This is a genomic window from Ruminococcus sp. AM43-6, assembly GCF_003461785.1.
Lineage (GTDB): Bacteria > Bacillota > Clostridia > Oscillospirales > Ruminococcaceae > Hominimerdicola > Hominimerdicola aceti.
Genome location: NZ_QTXU01000004.1, coordinates 70049 through 88383, shown reverse-complemented (window position 1 = coordinate 88383; position 18335 = coordinate 70049). Strand labels below are relative to the sequence as shown.

Annotated in this window: 16 protein-coding genes; 8 read left to right on the top strand and 8 right to left on the bottom strand. The window is 44.3% G+C overall.

Translation table 11 applies throughout. The features are described from left to right. The first annotated feature begins 93 nt into the window (after positions 1–93). Positions 94–870: a LytTR family DNA-binding domain-containing protein gene (locus DW938_RS04455; RefSeq protein ID WP_118124006.1), complete on the top strand. Its 777-nt coding sequence runs from the start codon at positions 94–96 to the stop codon at positions 868–870. 38 nt (positions 871–908) lie between these two features. On the opposite strand, the gene sigE is transcribed toward DW938_RS04455, so the two are convergent. From sigE to DW938_RS04415, 8 genes are all read right to left on the bottom strand, one after another. After that, positions 909–1628, bottom strand: a complete 720-nt coding sequence (gene sigE / locus DW938_RS04450; protein ID WP_051706493.1) for an RNA polymerase sporulation sigma factor SigE — start codon at positions 1626–1628, stop codon at positions 909–911. A gap of 16 nt (positions 1629–1644) precedes the next feature. After that, positions 1645–2475 carry a sigma-E processing peptidase SpoIIGA gene (locus tag DW938_RS04445; protein WP_117923876.1) on the bottom strand — a complete coding sequence of 277 codons (831 nt, stop codon included), beginning with the start codon at positions 2473–2475 and terminating at the stop codon, positions 1645–1647. A gap of 119 nt (positions 2476–2594) precedes the next feature. Continuing rightward, positions 2595–4007: an aminopeptidase gene (locus tag DW938_RS04440; RefSeq protein ID WP_046440354.1), complete on the bottom strand. Its 1413-nt coding sequence runs from the start codon at positions 4005–4007 to the stop codon at positions 2595–2597. Positions 4008–4089: 82 nt separating this feature from the next. Beyond that, complete coding sequence (locus DW938_RS04435) at positions 4090–4752, bottom strand: lytic transglycosylase domain-containing protein (protein WP_117856303.1); 663 nt, start codon at positions 4750–4752, stop codon at positions 4090–4092. After that, positions 4742–5344, bottom strand: coding sequence for a dephospho-CoA kinase (gene coaE / locus DW938_RS04430; RefSeq protein WP_118124005.1), 603 nt, complete (start codon positions 5342–5344; stop codon positions 4742–4744). The genes DW938_RS04435 and coaE overlap by 11 nt, the downstream gene beginning before the upstream one ends. Continuing rightward, positions 5341–6360 carry an L-threonylcarbamoyladenylate synthase gene (locus DW938_RS04425; RefSeq protein ID WP_118124004.1) on the bottom strand — a complete coding sequence of 340 codons (1020 nt, stop codon included), beginning with the start codon at positions 6358–6360 and terminating at the stop codon, positions 5341–5343. Before DW938_RS04425 ends, coaE begins: the two co-directional genes overlap by 4 nt. Positions 6361–6363: 3 nt before the next feature. Beyond that, complete coding sequence (prfA, locus tag DW938_RS04420) at positions 6364–7443, bottom strand: peptide chain release factor 1 (RefSeq protein WP_117876181.1); 1080 nt, start codon at positions 7441–7443, stop codon at positions 6364–6366. Between the two features lie 68 nt (positions 7444–7511). Further along, positions 7512–7700, bottom strand: coding sequence for a DUF951 domain-containing protein (locus tag DW938_RS04415; RefSeq protein WP_022287283.1), 189 nt, complete (start codon positions 7698–7700; stop codon positions 7512–7514). Positions 7701–7972: 272 nt separating this feature from the next. On the opposite strand from DW938_RS04415, the gene DW938_RS04410 reads away from it, so the two are divergent. The 7 genes from DW938_RS04410 (at position 7973) to gatB (ending at position 18330) form a co-directional block, all read left to right on the top strand. Next, positions 7973–8428: a MarR family transcriptional regulator gene (locus DW938_RS04410; protein WP_022287282.1), complete on the top strand. Its 456-nt coding sequence runs from the start codon at positions 7973–7975 to the stop codon at positions 8426–8428. Positions 8429–8443: 15 nt separating this feature from the next. Continuing rightward, on the top strand, positions 8444–10201 hold the full coding sequence (locus tag DW938_RS04405) for an ABC transporter ATP-binding protein (RefSeq protein ID WP_118124003.1): 1758 nt from the start codon (positions 8444–8446) through the stop codon (positions 10199–10201). Between the two features lie 16 nt (positions 10202–10217). Beyond that, positions 10218–11996, top strand: coding sequence for an ABC transporter ATP-binding protein (locus tag DW938_RS04400; RefSeq protein WP_118124002.1), 1779 nt, complete (start codon positions 10218–10220; stop codon positions 11994–11996). Between the two features lie 220 nt (positions 11997–12216). Beyond that, the gene (locus DW938_RS04395) at positions 12217–13491 is read left to right on the top strand and encodes a diaminopimelate decarboxylase (RefSeq protein WP_022287279.1); all 1275 of its coding nucleotides are present in this window, start codon (positions 12217–12219) and stop codon (positions 13489–13491) included. Between the two features lie 198 nt (positions 13492–13689). Then, positions 13690–13968, top strand: a complete 279-nt coding sequence (gatC, locus tag DW938_RS04390) for an Asp-tRNA(Asn)/Glu-tRNA(Gln) amidotransferase subunit GatC (RefSeq protein ID WP_038671608.1) — start codon at positions 13690–13692, stop codon at positions 13966–13968. Between the two features lie 40 nt (positions 13969–14008). Then, positions 14009–15442, top strand: a complete 1434-nt coding sequence (gatA, locus tag DW938_RS04385) for an Asp-tRNA(Asn)/Glu-tRNA(Gln) amidotransferase subunit GatA (RefSeq protein ID WP_118124001.1) — start codon at positions 14009–14011, stop codon at positions 15440–15442. A 14-nt stretch (positions 15443–15456) separates the two neighbouring features. Further along, positions 15457–18330, top strand: coding sequence for an Asp-tRNA(Asn)/Glu-tRNA(Gln) amidotransferase subunit GatB (gene gatB, locus DW938_RS15335; protein WP_118124000.1), 2874 nt, complete (start codon positions 15457–15459; stop codon positions 18328–18330). Positions 18331–18335 lie beyond the last annotated feature (5 nt).

Sequence of the window (18335 nt, the reverse complement as noted above, 5' to 3'; positions counted from 1 at the left end):
TCAGTATTATTGACAAAATAATAAAAATGTCGTATAATAAAAGATACAATAAAAAATGTACAAATTAATTCAGCAAACGGAGGATTTGATTTCATGGAATATAGAGTTCTTGAAACACGTTCAGCCGATATTCTCACTAAGTACTACAGTAACGAGATAGACAGCTTTCTTAATGCCTGCCATGAAGACATTCTGTGGATAGGTCCCGCTGAGAAGCATGTGATACGCACCAGAGAGGCGCTTGTTGATGCTTTTTCGCAAGAAGAACACAAGCTTGAATTTGTGCTCAGCGACCTAAAGGTGTTTTCCATAGGTCTTACGGAATGTTCCTGCGAGGTCATAATGTTTTTCATTTTGGATACGATTTGGCCTGACAGCAGTGTTGGGAGAGCAGATCAAAGGATACAGTTTTCATGGGTGAGTGAGAACGGCGAGGAAAAAATAAAGCTTTGTCACATTTCCAATGCCATTAAATATGATGAACGTGACAGGATATATCCTGTACATTATGAAGAAATATACAAGAAAAATGTCTGTTCAGGTGAAAGGCGTACAAAGAGAGTGATAGTAAATGGCGTAGACAGGTCGCTTGTTTTTCTGGATAGGTCGTGGATAGCTTATGTGGAAAGCAGTGGCAGTCACTGCGTCATATATACCATTGACGGCTCATTTGAATCAGTGCAGAGCCTTAAGGTGTTTGAAAGACGATATAGGGATATGTTTGTGCGCTGTCATGAAAATTATCTTGTAAATCCTGAATATGTAAGCCGTATAAGCCGTTACAGAATAGAACTTACATATGGCAAGGTGATCCCTATTTCTGAGAAGAATTATACTGCTGTGAAAACAAAATTATCCCATATAACATAAAAACTGGTGAACATTTTGCGTGTTCGCCAGTCTTTTAATCAGCATATTTTTTCTAAATTTCGCCGTATGGATTTTATTATCCGCTTTTCAAGTCTTGATATGTAGGATTGGGATATACCGACTTCATCAGCGACCTGCTTCTGAGTCATTTCTTTTTTGCCTGAAAGCCCGAATCGCATTTTCATTATCTGCTTTTCACGAGGGCAGAGCTTTTCGATCTCCTCCAGAAGAAGCTGTTTCTCAACTTCGCTTTCTATGCCCTTGTTCACGGTGTCGTCATCGGTGCCTAGAATATCGGATAAAAGCAGTTCGTTGCCGTCCCAGTCAACATTCAGCGGTTCGTCTATGGATATTTCATTTTTATACTGATTTGATTTTCTAAGAAACATAAGTATCTCGTTTTCTATGCACCGTGAAGCATAGGTCGCGAGCTTGATGTTTTTATCAGGACAAAAGGTGTTCACCGCCTTGATAAGCCCTATAGAGCCTATTGAGATAAGATCCTCTATGCCTGTGCCTGTTGACTCAAACTTCTTTGCTATATATACCACAAGCCTGAGATTATGCACGATAAGCAGTTCTCGGGCTTTTTTCGGGTCTGTTTCAAGAAGCTCAAAGGCTTTTTTCTCTTCCTCTTTGTTTAGGGGCGGCGGTAACGAATCTGCACCGTTTAGGTAATCTATAGTTTCGGGGTCGTCTGAAAACAAACGGCTCAAAAATCTGTTCAGCCCTAGAGCGAGTGTTTTAAGTGTGGTCATTTGTATTCCTCCTGTATTATCCCAGCAATGCGGGGTTGAATATAGCCCGTGACTTTCCGTTCAGCGAGGGCTTTATGCCCACATAGCACCTGACGTTGTGTACACGGTCTTTATCGTCGATTATCTTTACGCTCCCTGCGGCGGTTATGTGGATAATTCCCTCTCCGCTGACAGTAGAGCAGGGGATAAGCCTGAAACCGCTTAGAGGGTCGGGCTCGTCACGGTCAAGGTCATAGTGATAGAAAAGCCTGTCACAGCAGAAAACCACCACTGGTGTTCCTGTGAAGCTGTCACAAAGCCTGTTCCCACTGTCGCATATGGCAGGGACTTTCACTATACAGCCACCATTTTCGTATATGGCTTCGTATTTTGCGACCCTGTTGAAACACCTGCGTGTGATGTTCTCATAAAGACAGAGCAGACCATACGCTATACCGCAGGCAAGGGCAAGCTTAAATAGAGAGATGTCAAAATACACAGTGAGGTTTCTGAAAAAAATCACCTTGCTCCCTGATATCTGCCAAAGGGTCACCACTATACCCGTGAAAACTGCGTTCACGGCACTGTATATTATAAAGTATCGAAGTAGTTGCCAAGGGTCTTTACACCCAAAGGCTATAAGCACTGAGAATACCGCACTGACAAGCTTTATCACCACAATAAGAACTGCAGTGAAATATCCTCTGCTGTCTATAGCCATAACAAGCGACGAAAGTCCTCCCACCGAGCAAGCTGTCAACAGCCGCAGCGGACTTATGACCTTGTGACATATCCTGCCTGCCGCTTCCAGCATGATAAGCGTCATAATGGCGTTTGTCACAAGGAGTATATCTATGTAAATTTTCATGGCGTTCCTCCCTTTGATATTATGATAGCACTGCTTGGATGGAAAAATTGTCGCAATGGGGACAAAAAAAGATCCGCCCTCCCCAAATGGGAAAGCGGATATGCTTATTTGATATCAAATTAGTCAGCAAAGAAAACTGAGAAAGCCTTATATGCCATATAAGTGTCTATCTTCGAGGTTATCTCAAATGGTGCGTGCATTGAAAGCACCGGTACGCCAACGTCGATAACGTTCATGTCAAGGTTTGCGATATACTGTGCGACAGTTCCTCCACCGCCGCCGTCGACCTTGCCAAGCTCGCCTGTCTGCCAAACGATGTTGTGTTCGTCAAAGAGCTTTCTTACTCTGCCCACAAACTCAGCAGAAGCATCGGAAGTGCCTGACTTGCCCCTTGCGCCTGTGAACTTTGTGGCAACAACGCCGTAGTTTATCTGTGATGAGTTTCTTATCTCGAACGGCTCTGAGAATGTTGGGTCATATGCCGCATTTACGTCGGCTGAAAGGCACTCAGAAGCAGAGATAACGTTTCTGCCCTCAAGTCCGTATACCTTTGCAAGGTCAGCAATGAAGTATGGCAGATATGAGCTGTTAAGTCCTGTGTTGCCGTCACTTCCTGTTTCTTCCTTGTCTGTGAGTATGGTCATGCAGGTCTTTTTAGGGTCTTTGCATTTGAGGATAGCCTGCAAAGCTGTGTATGCACAAACTCTGTCGTCCTGACCATAAGAGCCTACCATGCTTCTGTCAAAGCCAACGTCCTGTGCTTTGAATGCAGGAACAGCTTCAAGCTCTGCGGAAACGAAATCGTCCTCTACGATGCCGTATTTCTCGTTAAGGATAGCCATTATGTTGAGTTTTACCTTGTTTGAAACAGCGTCATCTCTGAATGGTCTGGAGCCTATGAGCAGATTAAGCTCCTCGCCCTTGATGAGCTGTGGAGCAGGTCTTTTCATCTGAGCGTCTGCAAGGTGCGGCAGGATATCAGTTACGCAGAAAACAGGGTCGTCCTTGTCCTCGCCGATATTTACTGTAACGCTTTCGCCGTCAGCCTTTATGACAACGCCATGAAGCGACATTGGAACAGTTGTCCACTGATATTTTTTTATGCCGCCGTAATAGTGTGTCTTGAACAGGCAAAGCTCCTTGTCCTCGTAAAGTGGGTTCTGTTTAAGGTCAAGACGTGGTGAGTCGATATGAGCGGCAGCAAGTCTGATACCTTTTTCAAGACCGTCCTTGCCCATAACTGTAAGTATGATAGCCTTTCCTCTGTTTACAAAATAGAACTTGTCGCCGGCGTCATACTTCTTGCCCTTTTCATAAGGCTTGAAGCCTGCTTTTTCAGCCTGAGCCACTGCCTCGATAACAGCCTCACGCTCTGTCTTTGCAGTGTTCAGAAAGCTTTTATAGCCCTCGCAGAACTTGTCTGCCTTTTTGATTTTTTCTTCGCTAAGGCGAAGTCCACCGTTTTTCTTATCCGAAAGAAGCTTTTCTGCAAGCTTTTCGCCCTCGGACTTTTCTTTCTTCTTGTTATCCATTGTAAAGTCCTCCTTTTAATGTATTCTTATTGAAACTGCGTTAAAATGGGCGGACACTGTTCGCCCCTGCGCATGGTTTTGCTTAACTGTTTTCTGTAATATCCCCATGACTGTTGAGTATATCCTTATAATTGTCATAGGCTTTGCGTATCTTGCGCACATAGTTTGAAGTCTGGTCATTTTCGTCAGGTATGTCGCTGACTTTGAAATTGTCAGGGTCAACAGTGCCGTTTTCTATCCAACTGTCAACAAGATTCATTCCGCAGTGATATGCCGCCGCTGTCAGCTCTACAGAGCCGTCATACTTTTCCATAAGATAGCTGAGATAATATGTGCCATATTGGATATTAAGTTCAGGGTCGAACATATCATCATAGGTGTTGTCGCGCTGATCGTCAAGGCGATATTTTATCCAATCGTATGCGTCCTCCATAAGCTGCATAAGACCTCTGGCACCCACTGATGAAACAGCGTCCTTATTAAAACCGCTTTCCACTTTTATTACAGAGAACACAAGCACAGGGTCGCACTTGTACTTTGTGCTGTATCTTATTACATACTCCTCATAATCTGTAGGATATGAAAAAGAGTTCGGAATATCCTTTGCCTTGTTGATTATCTGCTCGTGATAAAGATATGTGAGCCAGCCTATACCGCACAGCAGAAGTATGACTGCTATGAGTACGGGACCTTTTTTTATGTGCCTTTTCTTTTTACGCCTGCTGTTTTTTCCATTAGCCGCCATTATATCTTTCCTTTATTGTTTCTATGACCTCACAGGTCTTTTGGAATGTGTCATTCACAGAGCCGTTGTTCTCAATGACGAAATCGCTGTGAGCCTTGAAAAACTCCATAGTATGCTGAGAAGAAAAACGCTTTTTTGCAAGCTCCGCCGAAATGCCGTCCCTTTTGGTTATCCTTTCAAGCCTTATGCCAAAGTCTGCCACAACGCTTACGATAACACTGCAAAGCTTATCCGCACCTGCTTCAAAAAGGGTGGGTGCGTCAAGAAGTATGAACCTGCTTGGTGCGGCGTTTATCTTTTCGTCAATAAGCTTGTTTATAAAAGGGTATATGGTATCATTGAGCATTTGAAGCTTATTCTTATCTGAAAAAACTATCTCCCCGAGCTTTCGTCTGTCAAGAGAATAGTTCTCGTCAAAGCAGCTTGGGAAAAGCTTTGCAAGCTCTTTACAGCATTCGTTCCCTGCCTGTGTGACTTCTCTTGCGACTATATCGCAGTTTATTATCTCAAAGCCATTTTCTCTGAAAGCGTCCGATATAGTTGTCTTGCCTGCACCGCTTTGACCTGTAAGCCCTACTACTGTTTTTTTCACAGTTTCACCACCTGAAAGCCTGCGGCTCTTAAAAGTCGGTTATACACTGCAAGCCCCACGCCGTCCTTGTTAGGACAGCGTGCAAAAACTTTCTTTGCACCTATATCGTCAAGCTCTCTGAGAACGTCAAAAAGCTCTTTTGCCTGTTCCTCGTCATTTGCGCCATAGCAGATATGCGGGATATCAAGCCCATCACAATCGCTGTCAGTGAACACCATAAGAGTGGTGTCATTGTCAGCATGAGTTTTCACATATTCTCTGAAAGCTTTAAGACTGCTGTCAATGATAGTCACATCAGCCTTTGGGGCATAGTGCTTGTATTTCATACCAGGAGAGCGAACTTTTACGTTCTCACCCAGCTTTTCCAAAACACCCTTGTCGATAAGAACGTTCGGGGTGATCTCCATAAGGTCTTCTGCGGAAATAAATCCCGGTCTGAGAAGTCTTATTCCGTCCTCGCCCTCAAAGCTTATAACAGTTGACTCAACGCCCACTCCGCAAGCTCCGCCGTCTATTATGGCAGGTATCCTGCCGTGCATATCGTTAAGGACGTGCTGTGCTGTTGTAGGCGACGGGCTTCCTGAAAGGTTTGCCGACGGTGCGGCGATAGGGAAGCCGCAGGCTGATATAAGCGCTCTTGCCACCTTATGTGACGGCATTCTTATGCCCACTGTGTCAAGTCCTCCGCTCGTTACCATTGGTATTTTTTCAGACTTTGGCATTATCATTGTGAGAGGTCCTGCCCAAAATTTTTCTGCGCACTTTACAGCAAGGGGCGGTATCTTATCCACAAGTCCCTCAAGCTGAGAAATGTCAGATATATGCACTATTAGAGGATTGTCGGCAGGTCTGCCCTTTGCGGCGAATATTTTTCTTACAGCCCCTTCATCAAAAGCGTTCGCCGCAAGACCATATACAGTTTCCGTCGGCATACCAACGACTTCACCCTGTGAGAGCAGTTTTGCGGCATATGCTATGCTGTCCTCGTCAGTGCCAAGTATTTTTGTGTCAAACATTTTTTATTCTTCTTCCTGACTTGCAAGCTTGGCAGCCTGATCGGCTGTTGCAAGTGCGTCGATTATTTCATCAAGTGCGCCGTTAAGCACCTGTTCAAGTCTGTAGATAGTAAGACCGATTCTGTGGTCAGAAATTCTTCCCTCAGGATAGTTGTAAGTTCTTATTCTTTCGGAACGGTCACCTGTTCCCACCTGTGAACGTCTGTTATCCGCTATCTCCTTATTCTGTGCCTGAACTTTCTGATCAAGAAGTCTTGAACGGAGAACTTTCAGAGCCTTTTCCTTGTTCTTGAACTGTGAACGCTCGTCCTGACACTCAACTACCATGCCTGTAGGCAGGTGAGTTATTCTGATAGCGGAAGATGTCTTGTTGATGTGCTGTCCGCCTGCGCCTGATGAACGGAACACGTCTATTTTCAGATCTTTTTCTTCGTTAAGGTCAAGCTCCACTTCATCAGCCTCCGGAAGTACGGCAACTGTAACAGTAGATGTGTGAACTCTGCCCTGTGACTCTGTTTCAGGTACACGCTGAACTCTGTGTACTCCGCTTTCGTATTTCAGCCTTGAATATGCTCCCTCGCCTGAAACACTGAAAGTTATTTCCTTATAGCCACCAAGCTCTGTTTCGTTGGCGTTCATGACTTCTATGGTCCAGCCCTTTGAAGCGGCATACATTGAATACATTCTATAAAGAGAGCCTGCGAACAGTGCAGCTTCCTCACCGCCTGCACCGCCTCTTATCTCTATGATAACGTTACGCTCATCGTTAGGGTCTTTCGGCAGCAGGAGAAGCTTCAGCTCTTCTTCAAGCTTAGCCATATCTTCCTTGGACTCCTCAAGCTGCATCTGCACCATTTCCTTGAAGTCCTTATCCATTCCGCCTGCGTCAAGAAGCTCAAGAGCCTCGTCATTGGCAGCCTTTGCCTTCTTGTATTCGCCGAACTTTTCAACTATCGGCGTAAGTGTCTTGTATTCTTTCATAAGGCTCGTATACAGTGAAGTGTTGTTTACAGTTTCAGGCTGCATGAGCTTTTCGTTTATTTCATTGAATTTATCTTCGAGTGCTTTGAGTTTTTCAAACATAGTTATATTCTCCTGTCATTTTTATTTCATATCATACATTTGTTATATATCATAAATTGCGAGAATAGCTATGATTCAGCCTCTCTGATAATAGTTTTTACGTTCTTTTCGGCTTTGCTGCGTACTATCATGAACTCTCGTCCGCAGCCCTCGCAGCGCAGCTTGAAATCCATGCCTGAGCGCAGAACTATCATTCTGTTACTGCCGCAGGGGTGACTTTTCTTCATTACAAGAATATCGCCTTTTACAATATCCATTTTGCACCACTTTCCTTTCCTAAAAGGTGAAGCAGAGCGAATACTCTGCTCATACATCATTATTATAACACATTTCTCCCTTTATTGCAATAGCGGAGAGGGCGGTTTTATGGCTGTACAAATATAATAGCCCATATATTTGATTTTTGTTGCATTGTTACAAAAATGACATTGTGAGAAGCTGAATTTACAAAATGTTCATTGAATAGCTTTCAAAAAGTGTTAATATTAGATTGTTCAAATTTGAAATATCTAATATTGGAGGTTTGACAATGAACGATAATATGACAACAGCAACGCATATGTTTGATCATTCAAAGAAGCTTGCAGAAGCATATGAAAAAGTCATGCAGCCCCTTTGCAAAAAGCTCGATATGCCAAAGACGGCGCTTGACGTGCTCATGTTCCTTGCGAACAATCCTGAGTTCAACACAGCGGGTGATGTGTGCAGATACAGGAATATCAAGGCGGCACTTGTATCTTTCCATGTAGAAAAGCTTGTGGAAGCAGGCTTTGTTGAAAGGCAGGCGGTAAAGGGCGACAGAAGAAAATGCCGTCTGGTCTGCACAGAAAAGGCCCAGCCTGTTATAAAAGAGGGCAGAGAGCTACAGAAAAAGTTTGCACAAAAGCTTATCGCTGGCTTTTCGGACGATGACATGGCACATTTCAGAAAATGCCTGCATATCGTTAGCGACAATATAGACAGCATTCTTAAAGAATGTTTGTAGAAGGAGGTAGCAACTATGATAAAACTGCTTAAAAAGATGGGCAAGCGTGAGGTGCTTATGGCTGTTCTCTGTACACTTCTGGTGCTGGGACAGGTGTATTTTGACCTGACGCTGCCTGACTATATGACAGACCTGACCATGATGCTCAACACGGCAGGCAGTGAAACTTCCGATATTCTGAACGTCGGACTTAAAATGCTGGGCTGCACCCTTGCAAGTGCCGCTCTTGCTATCGGCTGCGGCTATCTTTCCGCAAAGACTGCCTCAGGCTTCAGCTATACTGTAAGAGAAAAGCTTTTCAACCATGTTATGGATATGGGCAGCGAGGAGATGCAGGACTTTTCCATACCGAGCCTTATAACAAGGACAACAAACGACATCACACAGATACAGATGATAGTGTCAATGGGACTTCAGATGATAATAAAATCGCCTATCATGGCGGTGTGGGCTGTTATAAAGATACTTGGCAAGAGCTGGGAGCTTTCAGCGGTGACTGCGGCGTTCGTTGTGGTGATATGCGTATTCGTTCTTGCAGTTATGGCGACCTGCATACCGAGATTCCGTATCGTTCAGAAGCTAACTGATAAGATAAACCGTGTGGCAAGAGAAAATCTCACAGGCATAAACGTTGTCCATGCTTTCAATGCTGAGAAATATCAGAACGACAAGTTCGATGTTCCAAGCAAGGAGATGATGAACACACAGCTTAAAAACCAAAGAATGTTCGCACTTATGATGCCGGTTATGAATATCGGAATGAATGGTCTGACTCTTGCTATCTACTGGCTTGGTGCAGTGCTTATCCAGCAGATAGCCCTGACGGCAGTTCAGGACAGGATAACGCTTTTCAGCAACGTTGTTGTTTTCAGCACATATGCCACATACGTTGTAATGTCATTTATGATGCTGGTTATGATATTCATGATGCTCCCTGCGGCTCAGGTCTCAGCAGAGCGTATCAACGAAGTGCTTGAGCGTGACGTGAACATAAAAGAGGGCAGCGTCAGCGAGGGAAGAGAGCAGGGTACTGTGGAATTTAAAAACGTTTCTTTCAGATATCCTCATGCCTCTGAGGACGAGCTGAGCAACATAAGTTTCAAGATAGAAAAGGGTCAGACCCTTGCCATAATCGGCGCAACAGGAAGCGGCAAGACAACGCTTATAAGCCTTATACCAAGATTTTATGACGCAACAGAGGGCGAAGTCCTCGTGGACGGCGTAAACGTAAAAAACTACAAGTTCGATACCCTTTATGACAAGCTTGGATATGTAACACAGAAGGCTGTGCTTTTTGCAGGAAGTATAAGAGAAAATGTTTTCTTTGGCGAGAGTGCCGCTCCTGAAACTGACGAGGAGCTTAAAAACGCTATCGAGCTTTCTCAGGCGGAGGAGTTTGTGGATAAGCTTCCTGACGGCACAGAGCATATGATATCTCAAATGGGCAGAAACGTTTCAGGCGGACAGAAGCAGCGTTTGTCTATTTCGAGAGCGCTTTCAAGAAAGCCTGAGATACTTGTATTTGATGATTCTTTCTCAGCCCTTGATTACAAGACAGACGCAAAGCTCAGAGAGGGTCTTAACGAAAAGCTTGGGGATACAACAAAGATAATCGTTGCGCAGAGAATAAGCACTATCCGTCATGCAGACAAGATAATAGTCCTTGACCGTGGCGAAGCCGTGGGCATGGGAACTCATGAGGAGCTTATGAAAAACTGCGACGTATACAAAGAGATAGCACTTTCACAGCTAAGTGCGGCAGAGCTTGCATAGAAAGGGGGACTGCACAATGAGAAAATACGAGAAGTCTAGTAAGGGCGAAATGGCGTCCGCTATGAAAAAAATAATAGAGTATATGAAAGGCAGTGTAGGTATCGTTGCCGTGGCATTGGTTCTTGCGGCGATTGGTGCGGTGCTGACTATCATAGGGCCTGACAAGGTGGGCGAGATAACCGACCTTATAGCAGACGGACTTATGACAGGCATTGACCTTAAAGCGGTGGCAAGGGTAGGAATATTCCTTGGAGCGATATATATTTCAAGCTCGCTTTTTACCTTTATTCAGCAGTATATAATGGCAACTGTCACGCTGAAAATGTCATACAGAATGAGAAGCGACCTTTCAAGGAAGATAAACTGCGTTCCTCAGAAGTATTTCAACTCACATTCACAGGGCGATATACTCAGCCGTATCACAAATGATGTATCAACGTTACAACAGGGTCTTACAAACAGTCTTCCGACCATAATCAGTGCGGCGGCACAGTTTGTGGGCTGCCTTATAATGATGTTCGTTACAGAATGGCGACTTGCGCTCATCTCACTGTTCATCACATTCTTGGGACTTTTCTTGATAGTTTTCATAATGTCAAAATCACAGAAGTTCTTCCTCGACAGACAGGAAAGCCTTGGTAAGCTTAACGGCTATGTTGAGGAGATGTATTCGGGTCACGAGGTAGTAAGGATATCCCGTGGAGCAGATAATGTAAAGAAACATTTCGCCGGACTTAACGAAGCTGTATACAACGCAAACTGGAAGTCACAGTTTCTGTCAGGTATCATGCAGCCGCTTATGAACGTTATCGGAAATCTTGCATACGTTGCAGTATGCGTTTTCGGCTCAATGCTCGCCCTTAACGGCACTATCACATTCGGCGTAATAATATCGTTCATTCTTTATGTAAGACTTTTCACATCACCTCTTGGTCAGATAGCTCAGGGCATGACAAATATGCAGACAGCTTCCGCCTCGGCTCAGAGAATATTTGACTTTATCGAAAGCGAAGAACTTCCAGACGAGAGCGGAAAGGGCAGTGAAGTTCCTGAGGTAAATGGCAACGTAAGCTTTGAGAATGTTCGTTTCAGCTATCCTGATACTCCTGACAAGGTGATAATAAAGAACTTCTCCGCAGAGGTAAAGGCAGGTCAGAAGGTGGCTATCGTTGGACCTACCGGAGCAGGTAAGACCACAATGGTAAATCTGCTTATGAGATTTTTCGAGATAAACAGCGGAAGTATATCCATAGACGGCACGCCTATATCACAGCTGAGCCGTGAAACTGTCCACAATATGTTCAGCATGGTTTTGCAGGACACATGGCTTTTTGAGGGCACTGTGAGAGAAAACCTTGTTTACAACATGGAGGGCATAAGCGACGAGTCCCTTGAAAGAGTGTGCAAAGCCTGCGGTCTGGATAAGTTCGTTCATACGCTCCCCGAGGGCTTTGATACAGTGCTTTCAGAAAGCGTGGCAATATCAGCAGGTCAGAAACAGCTTCTCACTATCGCAAGGGCAATGCTCCAGAATGCGCCTATGCTCATACTTGATGAAGCGACATCTTCTGTCGATACGAGAACGGAGCTTCTTATCCAAAGGGCAATGGATAAGCTTACAAAGGGCAGAACAAGCTTTGTTATCGCACACAGACTTTCGACTATCAAAAACGCAGACCTGATACTTGTTATGCGTGACGGCGACGTTATCGAAAGCGGAAACCATGAAACCCTTATGGCAAAGGGTGGATTTTATGCCGAGCTTTATAACAGCCAGTTCGATCAGGCTTCATAAAGCAGGCTTTTATATGCAAAGCACACGGCTTTTACGGCTGTGTGCTTTGTGCTTTTTTTACTAAAATGGGTGTGACAGTGGTATGGCTGTATTGAAAAATGACAATAAAGTGTATTTTATTTCTTAAAATCAGATATTTCACTTGACTAATCCGTATTAAAATGGTATGATAAATATGTATTTTTATAAAATATATTATTTGCAGAAGGATTGATATATAATGAAAACACCATTTATAACTAAGGAAAAGGCTGAGGAGATAATCAAGCAGTATCCTACACCTTTTCATATCTACGACGAAAAGGGTATCAGACAGAGAGCCAGAGATCTTTACAAGGCATTTAGCTGGAACAAAGGCTTCAAAGAGTATTTCGCTGTAAAGGCTACCCCTAACCCATTCATTTTGAAAATACTCAAGGAAGAGGGCTGCGGCGTTGACTGTTCTTCTCTTACTGAGCTTATGATGAGCGACTGCTGCGGATTCAGCGGAAGCGACATCATGTTTTCTTCAAACGTAACTCCAAAGGCGGATTTTCTCAAGGCAAGAGAGCTTGGCGCTTATATCAACCTTGACGATTTCACACACATAGATTATCTTGACGACCTTTGCGGTATTCCTGAAACTATCTGCTGCCGTTTCAATCCGGGCGGACATTTCGAGATAGAAACTCAGATAATGGACAACCCTGGTGAGGCTAAGTACGGCTTCACAAGAGAGCAGCTTTTTGAGGGCTTCAAGATACTTCAGCAGAAAGGCGCAAAGCATTTCGGACTTCACGCTTTCCTTGCTTCAAACACTGTTTCAAACGCTTATTATCCAAAGCTTGCAAGAATACTTTTTGAACTTGCTGTTGAGCTTCATGAAAAGACGGGTGCAGACATCAAGTTCGTAAACCTTTCAGGCGGTGTTGGCATAGCATATGAGCCTGACAAGCCGCAGAACGATATCTTCGCTATCGGCGAGGGCGTTCGCAAGGCATTTGAGGATATAATGGTTCCTGCCGGTCTTGGGGACGTTGCTATCTTCACAGAGCTTGGCAGATATATGCTTGCTCCGTTCGGTCATCTCGTTGCTACCTGCACACATCATAAGCATACTTATAAGGAGTATGTTGGTCTTGACGCTTGTGCCTGCAACCTTATGCGTCCTGCTATGTACGGTTCATATCATCACATTACAGTTCTTGGCAAGGAGAACGCTCCATGCGACCACAAGTATGACGTAACTGGCGGTCTTTGCGAGAACAACGATAAGTTTGCGATCGACAGAATGTTGCCTGAGATAGACACAGGCGATATAATTGTTATCCACGACACAGGCGCACACGGCTTCTCGATGGGCTACAACTACAACGGAAAGCTCCGTTCAGCAGAGATACTTCTTCATGAGGACGGCTCATTCGACATGATAAGACGTGCCGAAACTCCTGCTGACTATTTCGCAACATTTGATTTCACTGATATTTTCGATAAATATACAAAGAATAATAAGTAATGACGCTTAGATCCACAGGGAATTTCTCTGTGGGTCTTGCTGTTTTTGGGGCGTTTGGTGAGCAAATATTAAAAAAATCGGAATTTATGTGATTTTTGCTTGCAAAATAGTATGAGATGTAGTATAATATTAAATTGAATTGGTGTATTTTTGCACCTAAGGCGTTGCCTTAATATTAAGAAAGGTCAGGGATTATATATGGATTTGAACATGGTCAAGTATCTGGCAGAGCTTAGCAAGCTGGAATATTCCGATAAAGAGCTTGCAGCCACAGCCGAGCAGATGACTGATATTATTGATCTTATGGATACCGTAAAGGAAATCGACATTACCTATGACGATCTCAAGGACAATCATGATGTTTACCTCAACGATCTGAGAAAAGACGAGGTCATCGAATCTATGCCTACTTCAAAGGTCCTTTCAAATGCAGTGAATACAAACAACTGCTTTGTAGTGCCTAAGGTCGTAGAGTAAATTTAACAGGAAGGTAGTGTGAAATTTGGACGTTTCTTCAATGAAAATCCGTGATATGCGTAAGGCTCTTGACAGTAAGGAAATTTCCGCTAAAGAGCTTGCACAGACATATTTTGAGAGAATAAAGAAATATGACGATAAGGTAAAGAGCTTTATCACTGTTACTGAGGAAAAGGCTCTGGAGCAGGCTGAAAAGGCTCAGGGCGTTATCAATAAGGGCGAGGCAAAGGCTCTCACAGGAATACCTGTGGCAGTAAAGGACAATATTTGTACAGAGGGCGTAAAGACCACCTGTGCGTCAAAAATGCTTGAAAACTTCGTTCCGCCTTATAATGCGACCGTTATGGAAAAGCTCGACGCTGAGAATATCGTAATGCTCGGCAAGACTTCTATGGACGAGTTCGCAATGGGAGGCTCTACACAGACCTCTGCTTTTGCAAAGACAAAGAATCCTTATGATCTTGACCGTGTACCGGGCGGCTCATCAGGCGGATCTGCTGCGGCAGTTGCTGCGGGACTTGCTCCTGTTGCTCTTGGTACTGATACAGGCGGATCTATCAGACAGCCTGCTGCTTTCTGCGGCGTAACAGGTATCAAGCCAACATACAGCAGAGTTTCAAGATTTGGTCTTGTGGCTTTCGCTTCATCTCTTGACCAGATAGGCTCTATCGGTCTTGACGCTCATGACTGCGCTATACTCCTTAACGAGATATGCGGCTATGACTTCCATGACGGCACAAGCTCAAAGCTTGAAGTGCCTGACTTCACCGCAAAGATAGGCGAGTCAATGAAGGGCATGAAGATAGCACTCCCTAAGGAGTTCTATGCAGAGGGCATAAATGATGAGGTAAAGGCTGCCGTTTTAAAGGCTGCTGAGGAATATAAGGCAATGGGCGCGGAGCTTGTTGAGTGTTCAATGCCGTCACTTAAGTATGCTGTTCCTTGTTATTATCTTCTTGCCTGCGCTGAGGCGGCTTCAAACCTGTCAAGATATGACGGTATCAAGTATGGTCACAGAACGCTCACAGCTGACAGCTATGAGGAGCTTATAATCAAGTCACGTTCAGAGGGCTTCGGCGAGGAAGTAAAGAGAAGAATACTTCTTGGAAACTACTGCCTGTCAAGCGGATATTATGACGCTTACTACAGGAAGGCAATGGCTCTCAGACAGCTTATAAGAAAAGAATACAACGATATATTCGAGAAGTGCGACGTTATCCTTACGCCGACAACTCCTGCTGTTGCATACAGCCCTGAGATGACTTCCGACCCTGTTCAGATGTATCAGGCTGATATATGCACAGTTACAGTAAATATCGCAGGTCTGCCTGCAATATCAACTCCTTGCGGCTATGACAGCAAGGGTATGCCTATCGGTATGTCTGTTATAGGCAGAAAGTTCGACGAGGCAACTATCATCAAGACTGCCGACGCATACGAAAAGGGCTTCAAGCCTGTTGCGCCAAAGCTTTAAGGGAGGTAAGACAAATGGAAAAATGGAGAACGGTCATCGGCCTTGAGATCCACGCCGAGCTGCTTACCAAAACTAAGATCTTTTGTAACTGCTCCGCTGAGTTCGGAGGTGCGCCAAATACAAGATGCTGCCCTGTATGTACAGGTATGCCCGGTACTTTGCCTATCATCAATCAGCAGGCTGTAGAGTATGCTGTAAAGGCAGGATATGCGCTCAACTGCGGTATCAACAAGTTTTCAGTATTCGACAGAAAGAACTACTTCTATCCTGACCTGCCAAAGGCATATCAGATATCACAGCTTTACAGACCTATCGTAGGTCCCGGATATGTGCCTATCGAGGTGAACGGTCAGAAAAAGAATATCAGAATAAACCATATCCACCTTGAGGAAGACGCCGGTAAGCTCGTTCATGACGCTTTCAACGGAATCTCAATGGCTGACTATAACAGATGCGGTATCCCGCTTATCGAGATAGTTACTGAGCCTGATATAGCGTCAGCAGAAGAGGCTATGGCTTTCGTTGAGCAGATATCTCTGCTTTTGCAGTATGCAGGCGTTTGCGACTGTAAAATGGAGCAGGGCTCACTGAGATGTGACGTTAATATCTCTCTTATGAGACCTGACGCAACTGAGTTCGGTACTCGTGCGGAGATAAAGAACATCAACTCTATCAAGTCTGTTGGCAGAGCTATCAAGTATGAGGAAAAAAGACAGGCGCTTCTTCTTGAAGCTGGCAAAAAGGTCGTTCAGGAAACAAGACGTTACAACGCAAACAGAGATAAGACAACTTCAATGCGTACAAAGGAAAACGCTAACGATTATCGTTATTTCCCAGAGCCTGATATTCTTCAGGTAAACCTTACAGACGCTCAGCTTGACGAGATAAGGGCTAAGTTGCCTGAAATGCCAAGCAGCAGATTCAAGAGATACACTGAGGAATACGGTATTTCTGAGATAGACGCAAAAACGCTTATCCAAACAAAGATAATCTCAGATTTCTTTGAGAATGCACTTAAGAGATATAACAATCCTAAGAGCGTGGCTGTGTTCATTCTCGGCGAGTTTATGAGAAGAGTAAATCTGGGCGAGATAGATATAAACAATATCAGCTTCACACCTGAGGAGTTTGCAGAGCTTGTTGAAATGGCTGATACTGAAAAGGTATCAAAGAACGACGCTAAGACCGTGTTCAGAGCAATGGTAGAAGATGGCGGCAAGCCTATGGACATTGCAAAGAGCAAGGGTATGATAATCACTGTGGATACTGCGAAGGTAGAGGCAGGCGTTGACGAGATACTTGCCGCAAATGCCGCACAGGTAGAGCAGTATAAGAACGGTGAAACAAAGGTATTCGGCTTTATCATGGGTCAGTGTACAAAGGCTCTCAAGGGCGTTGCTACACCTAAGATAATCAAGGAAATTCTTGAAAGCAAGCTGAAAGCTGCTGCCGCAAGTGCCGCTGCTGACAATGAGAAGAAAGAGGACGTAAAGGACAACGTTATCGACGCTTCAAAGCTCACAAAGTATGAGAACGCTGATAAGTATGTACCTGAAAATGACGGCAAAATGCTTATGATAGACACAGCTGACGTCAAGAAAGAGTTTATGCTTGCTGACGCTAAGGCTAACATGGGCAAGGAAGTTGAGTTCTCTGGCTGTGTTCATAGAATAAAGAACATGGGCAGCATTGCGTTTATTGTGGTGAGAACTTCAAGAGATGTTATACAGACAGTTTACTCTGCCGACAACTGCAAGGATTCTATCGAGGGTCTGAGAGAGGGCTTCTTTGTAAATGTAAAGGGTATCGTTAAGGAAAACCCTAAGGATTTCAATGGTCTTGAAATAGAACTTGATTCTATCAAGCTTATCTCAACGAACGCCGCTGAGCTTCCTTTAAAAATATCACAGGGCAGACTTAACTGCACAATAGAAGTAAACCTTGACAACCGTGCGGCTTCACTGAGAAACCCTTATGAGAGAGCTATATTCAAGCTCCAGGAGGGTCTTGTTCAGGGTATGCACAAGTTCATGCAGGCAAACAACTTCACTGAGATACACTCGCCAAAGATAGTTGCTCAGGGTGCTGAGGGCGGTGCTAACATCTTCCGCCTTGACTATTTCGGCAAGTCTGCGTTCCTTAACCAGTCACCGCAGTTCTATAAGCAAATGGCTGTGGCATTCTTTGACAGAGTTTATGAGATAGCACCTGTATACAGAGCTGAAAAGCACGCTACTTCACGTCATATCAACGAGTATATCGGTCTTGACTTTGAAATGGGCTATATCGATAGTATGTATGACGTTATGAAAATGGAGATAGCTATGCTCAGATCCATTTTCGAGTATATCAAGGAAAACTATCAGAACGAGCTGAGAATACTTGAGGCTGACGTTCCTGAGATAAAGGAAGTTCCGTCTATCAAGTTCGCTGACGCTATCGAACTGCTGAGAGGCGGCGAGGGAAGCGGCAAGAAGTTCGATCTTGACCCGGAGGACGAGGTAAATCTCGGCAAGTATGCTAAGGAAAAGTACGATTCAGACTTTATCTTTGTTACACACTTCCCATCATCGAAGCCTCCGTTCTATGCAATGAACTCCAGAGAAGACCCAAGAGAAGCTTACAAGTTCGACCTTTTGTTCAGAGGACTTGAAATTACTTCGGGCGGTCAGAGAATACACGATTATAACGAGCAGGTAGAGAAGATGAAGGCTCAGGGACTTGACCCTGATGATTTCAAGAACTATCTCGAGGCTCACAAGTATGGTCTGCCACCTCACGGTGGACTTGGTATCGGTCTTGAAAGACTTCTCATGAAGCTTCTTAACAAGAACAACATCAGGGAAACATCACTGTTCCCAAGAGATATCAACAGACTTCTTCCATAGTCTGC

Excerpts from the sequence above, each read along its gene's own strand:
- DW938_RS04455 (WP_118124006.1), top strand. The coding sequence starts at position 94 with ATGGAATATAGAGTTCTTGAAACACGTTCAGCCGATATTCTCACTAAG.
- sigE (WP_051706493.1), bottom strand. The coding sequence starts at position 1,628 with ATGACCACACTTAAAACACTCGCTCTAGGGCTGAACAGATTTTTGAGC.
- DW938_RS04445 (WP_117923876.1), bottom strand. The coding sequence starts at position 2,475 with ATGAAAATTTACATAGATATACTCCTTGTGACAAACGCCATTATGACG.
- DW938_RS04440 (WP_046440354.1), bottom strand. The coding sequence starts at position 4,007 with ATGGATAACAAGAAGAAAGAAAAGTCCGAGGGCGAAAAGCTTGCAGAA.
- DW938_RS04435 (WP_117856303.1), bottom strand. The coding sequence starts at position 4,752 with ATGGCGGCTAATGGAAAAAACAGCAGGCGTAAAAAGAAAAGGCACATA.
- DW938_RS04425 (WP_118124004.1), bottom strand. The coding sequence starts at position 6,360 with ATGTTTGACACAAAAATACTTGGCACTGACGAGGACAGCATAGCATAT.
- prfA (WP_117876181.1), bottom strand. The coding sequence starts at position 7,443 with ATGTTTGAAAAACTCAAAGCACTCGAAGATAAATTCAATGAAATAAAC.
- DW938_RS04415 (WP_022287283.1), bottom strand. The coding sequence starts at position 7,700 with ATGGATATTGTAAAAGGCGATATTCTTGTAATGAAGAAAAGTCACCCC.
- DW938_RS04410 (WP_022287282.1), top strand. The coding sequence starts at position 7,973 with ATGAACGATAATATGACAACAGCAACGCATATGTTTGATCATTCAAAG.
- DW938_RS04405 (WP_118124003.1), top strand. The coding sequence starts at position 8,444 with ATGATAAAACTGCTTAAAAAGATGGGCAAGCGTGAGGTGCTTATGGCT.
- DW938_RS04400 (WP_118124002.1), top strand. The coding sequence starts at position 10,218 with ATGAGAAAATACGAGAAGTCTAGTAAGGGCGAAATGGCGTCCGCTATG.
- DW938_RS04395 (WP_022287279.1), top strand. The coding sequence starts at position 12,217 with ATGAAAACACCATTTATAACTAAGGAAAAGGCTGAGGAGATAATCAAG.
- gatC (WP_038671608.1), top strand. The coding sequence starts at position 13,690 with ATGGATTTGAACATGGTCAAGTATCTGGCAGAGCTTAGCAAGCTGGAA.
- gatA (WP_118124001.1), top strand. The coding sequence starts at position 14,009 with ATGAAAATCCGTGATATGCGTAAGGCTCTTGACAGTAAGGAAATTTCC.
- gatB (WP_118124000.1), top strand. The coding sequence starts at position 15,457 with ATGGAAAAATGGAGAACGGTCATCGGCCTTGAGATCCACGCCGAGCTG.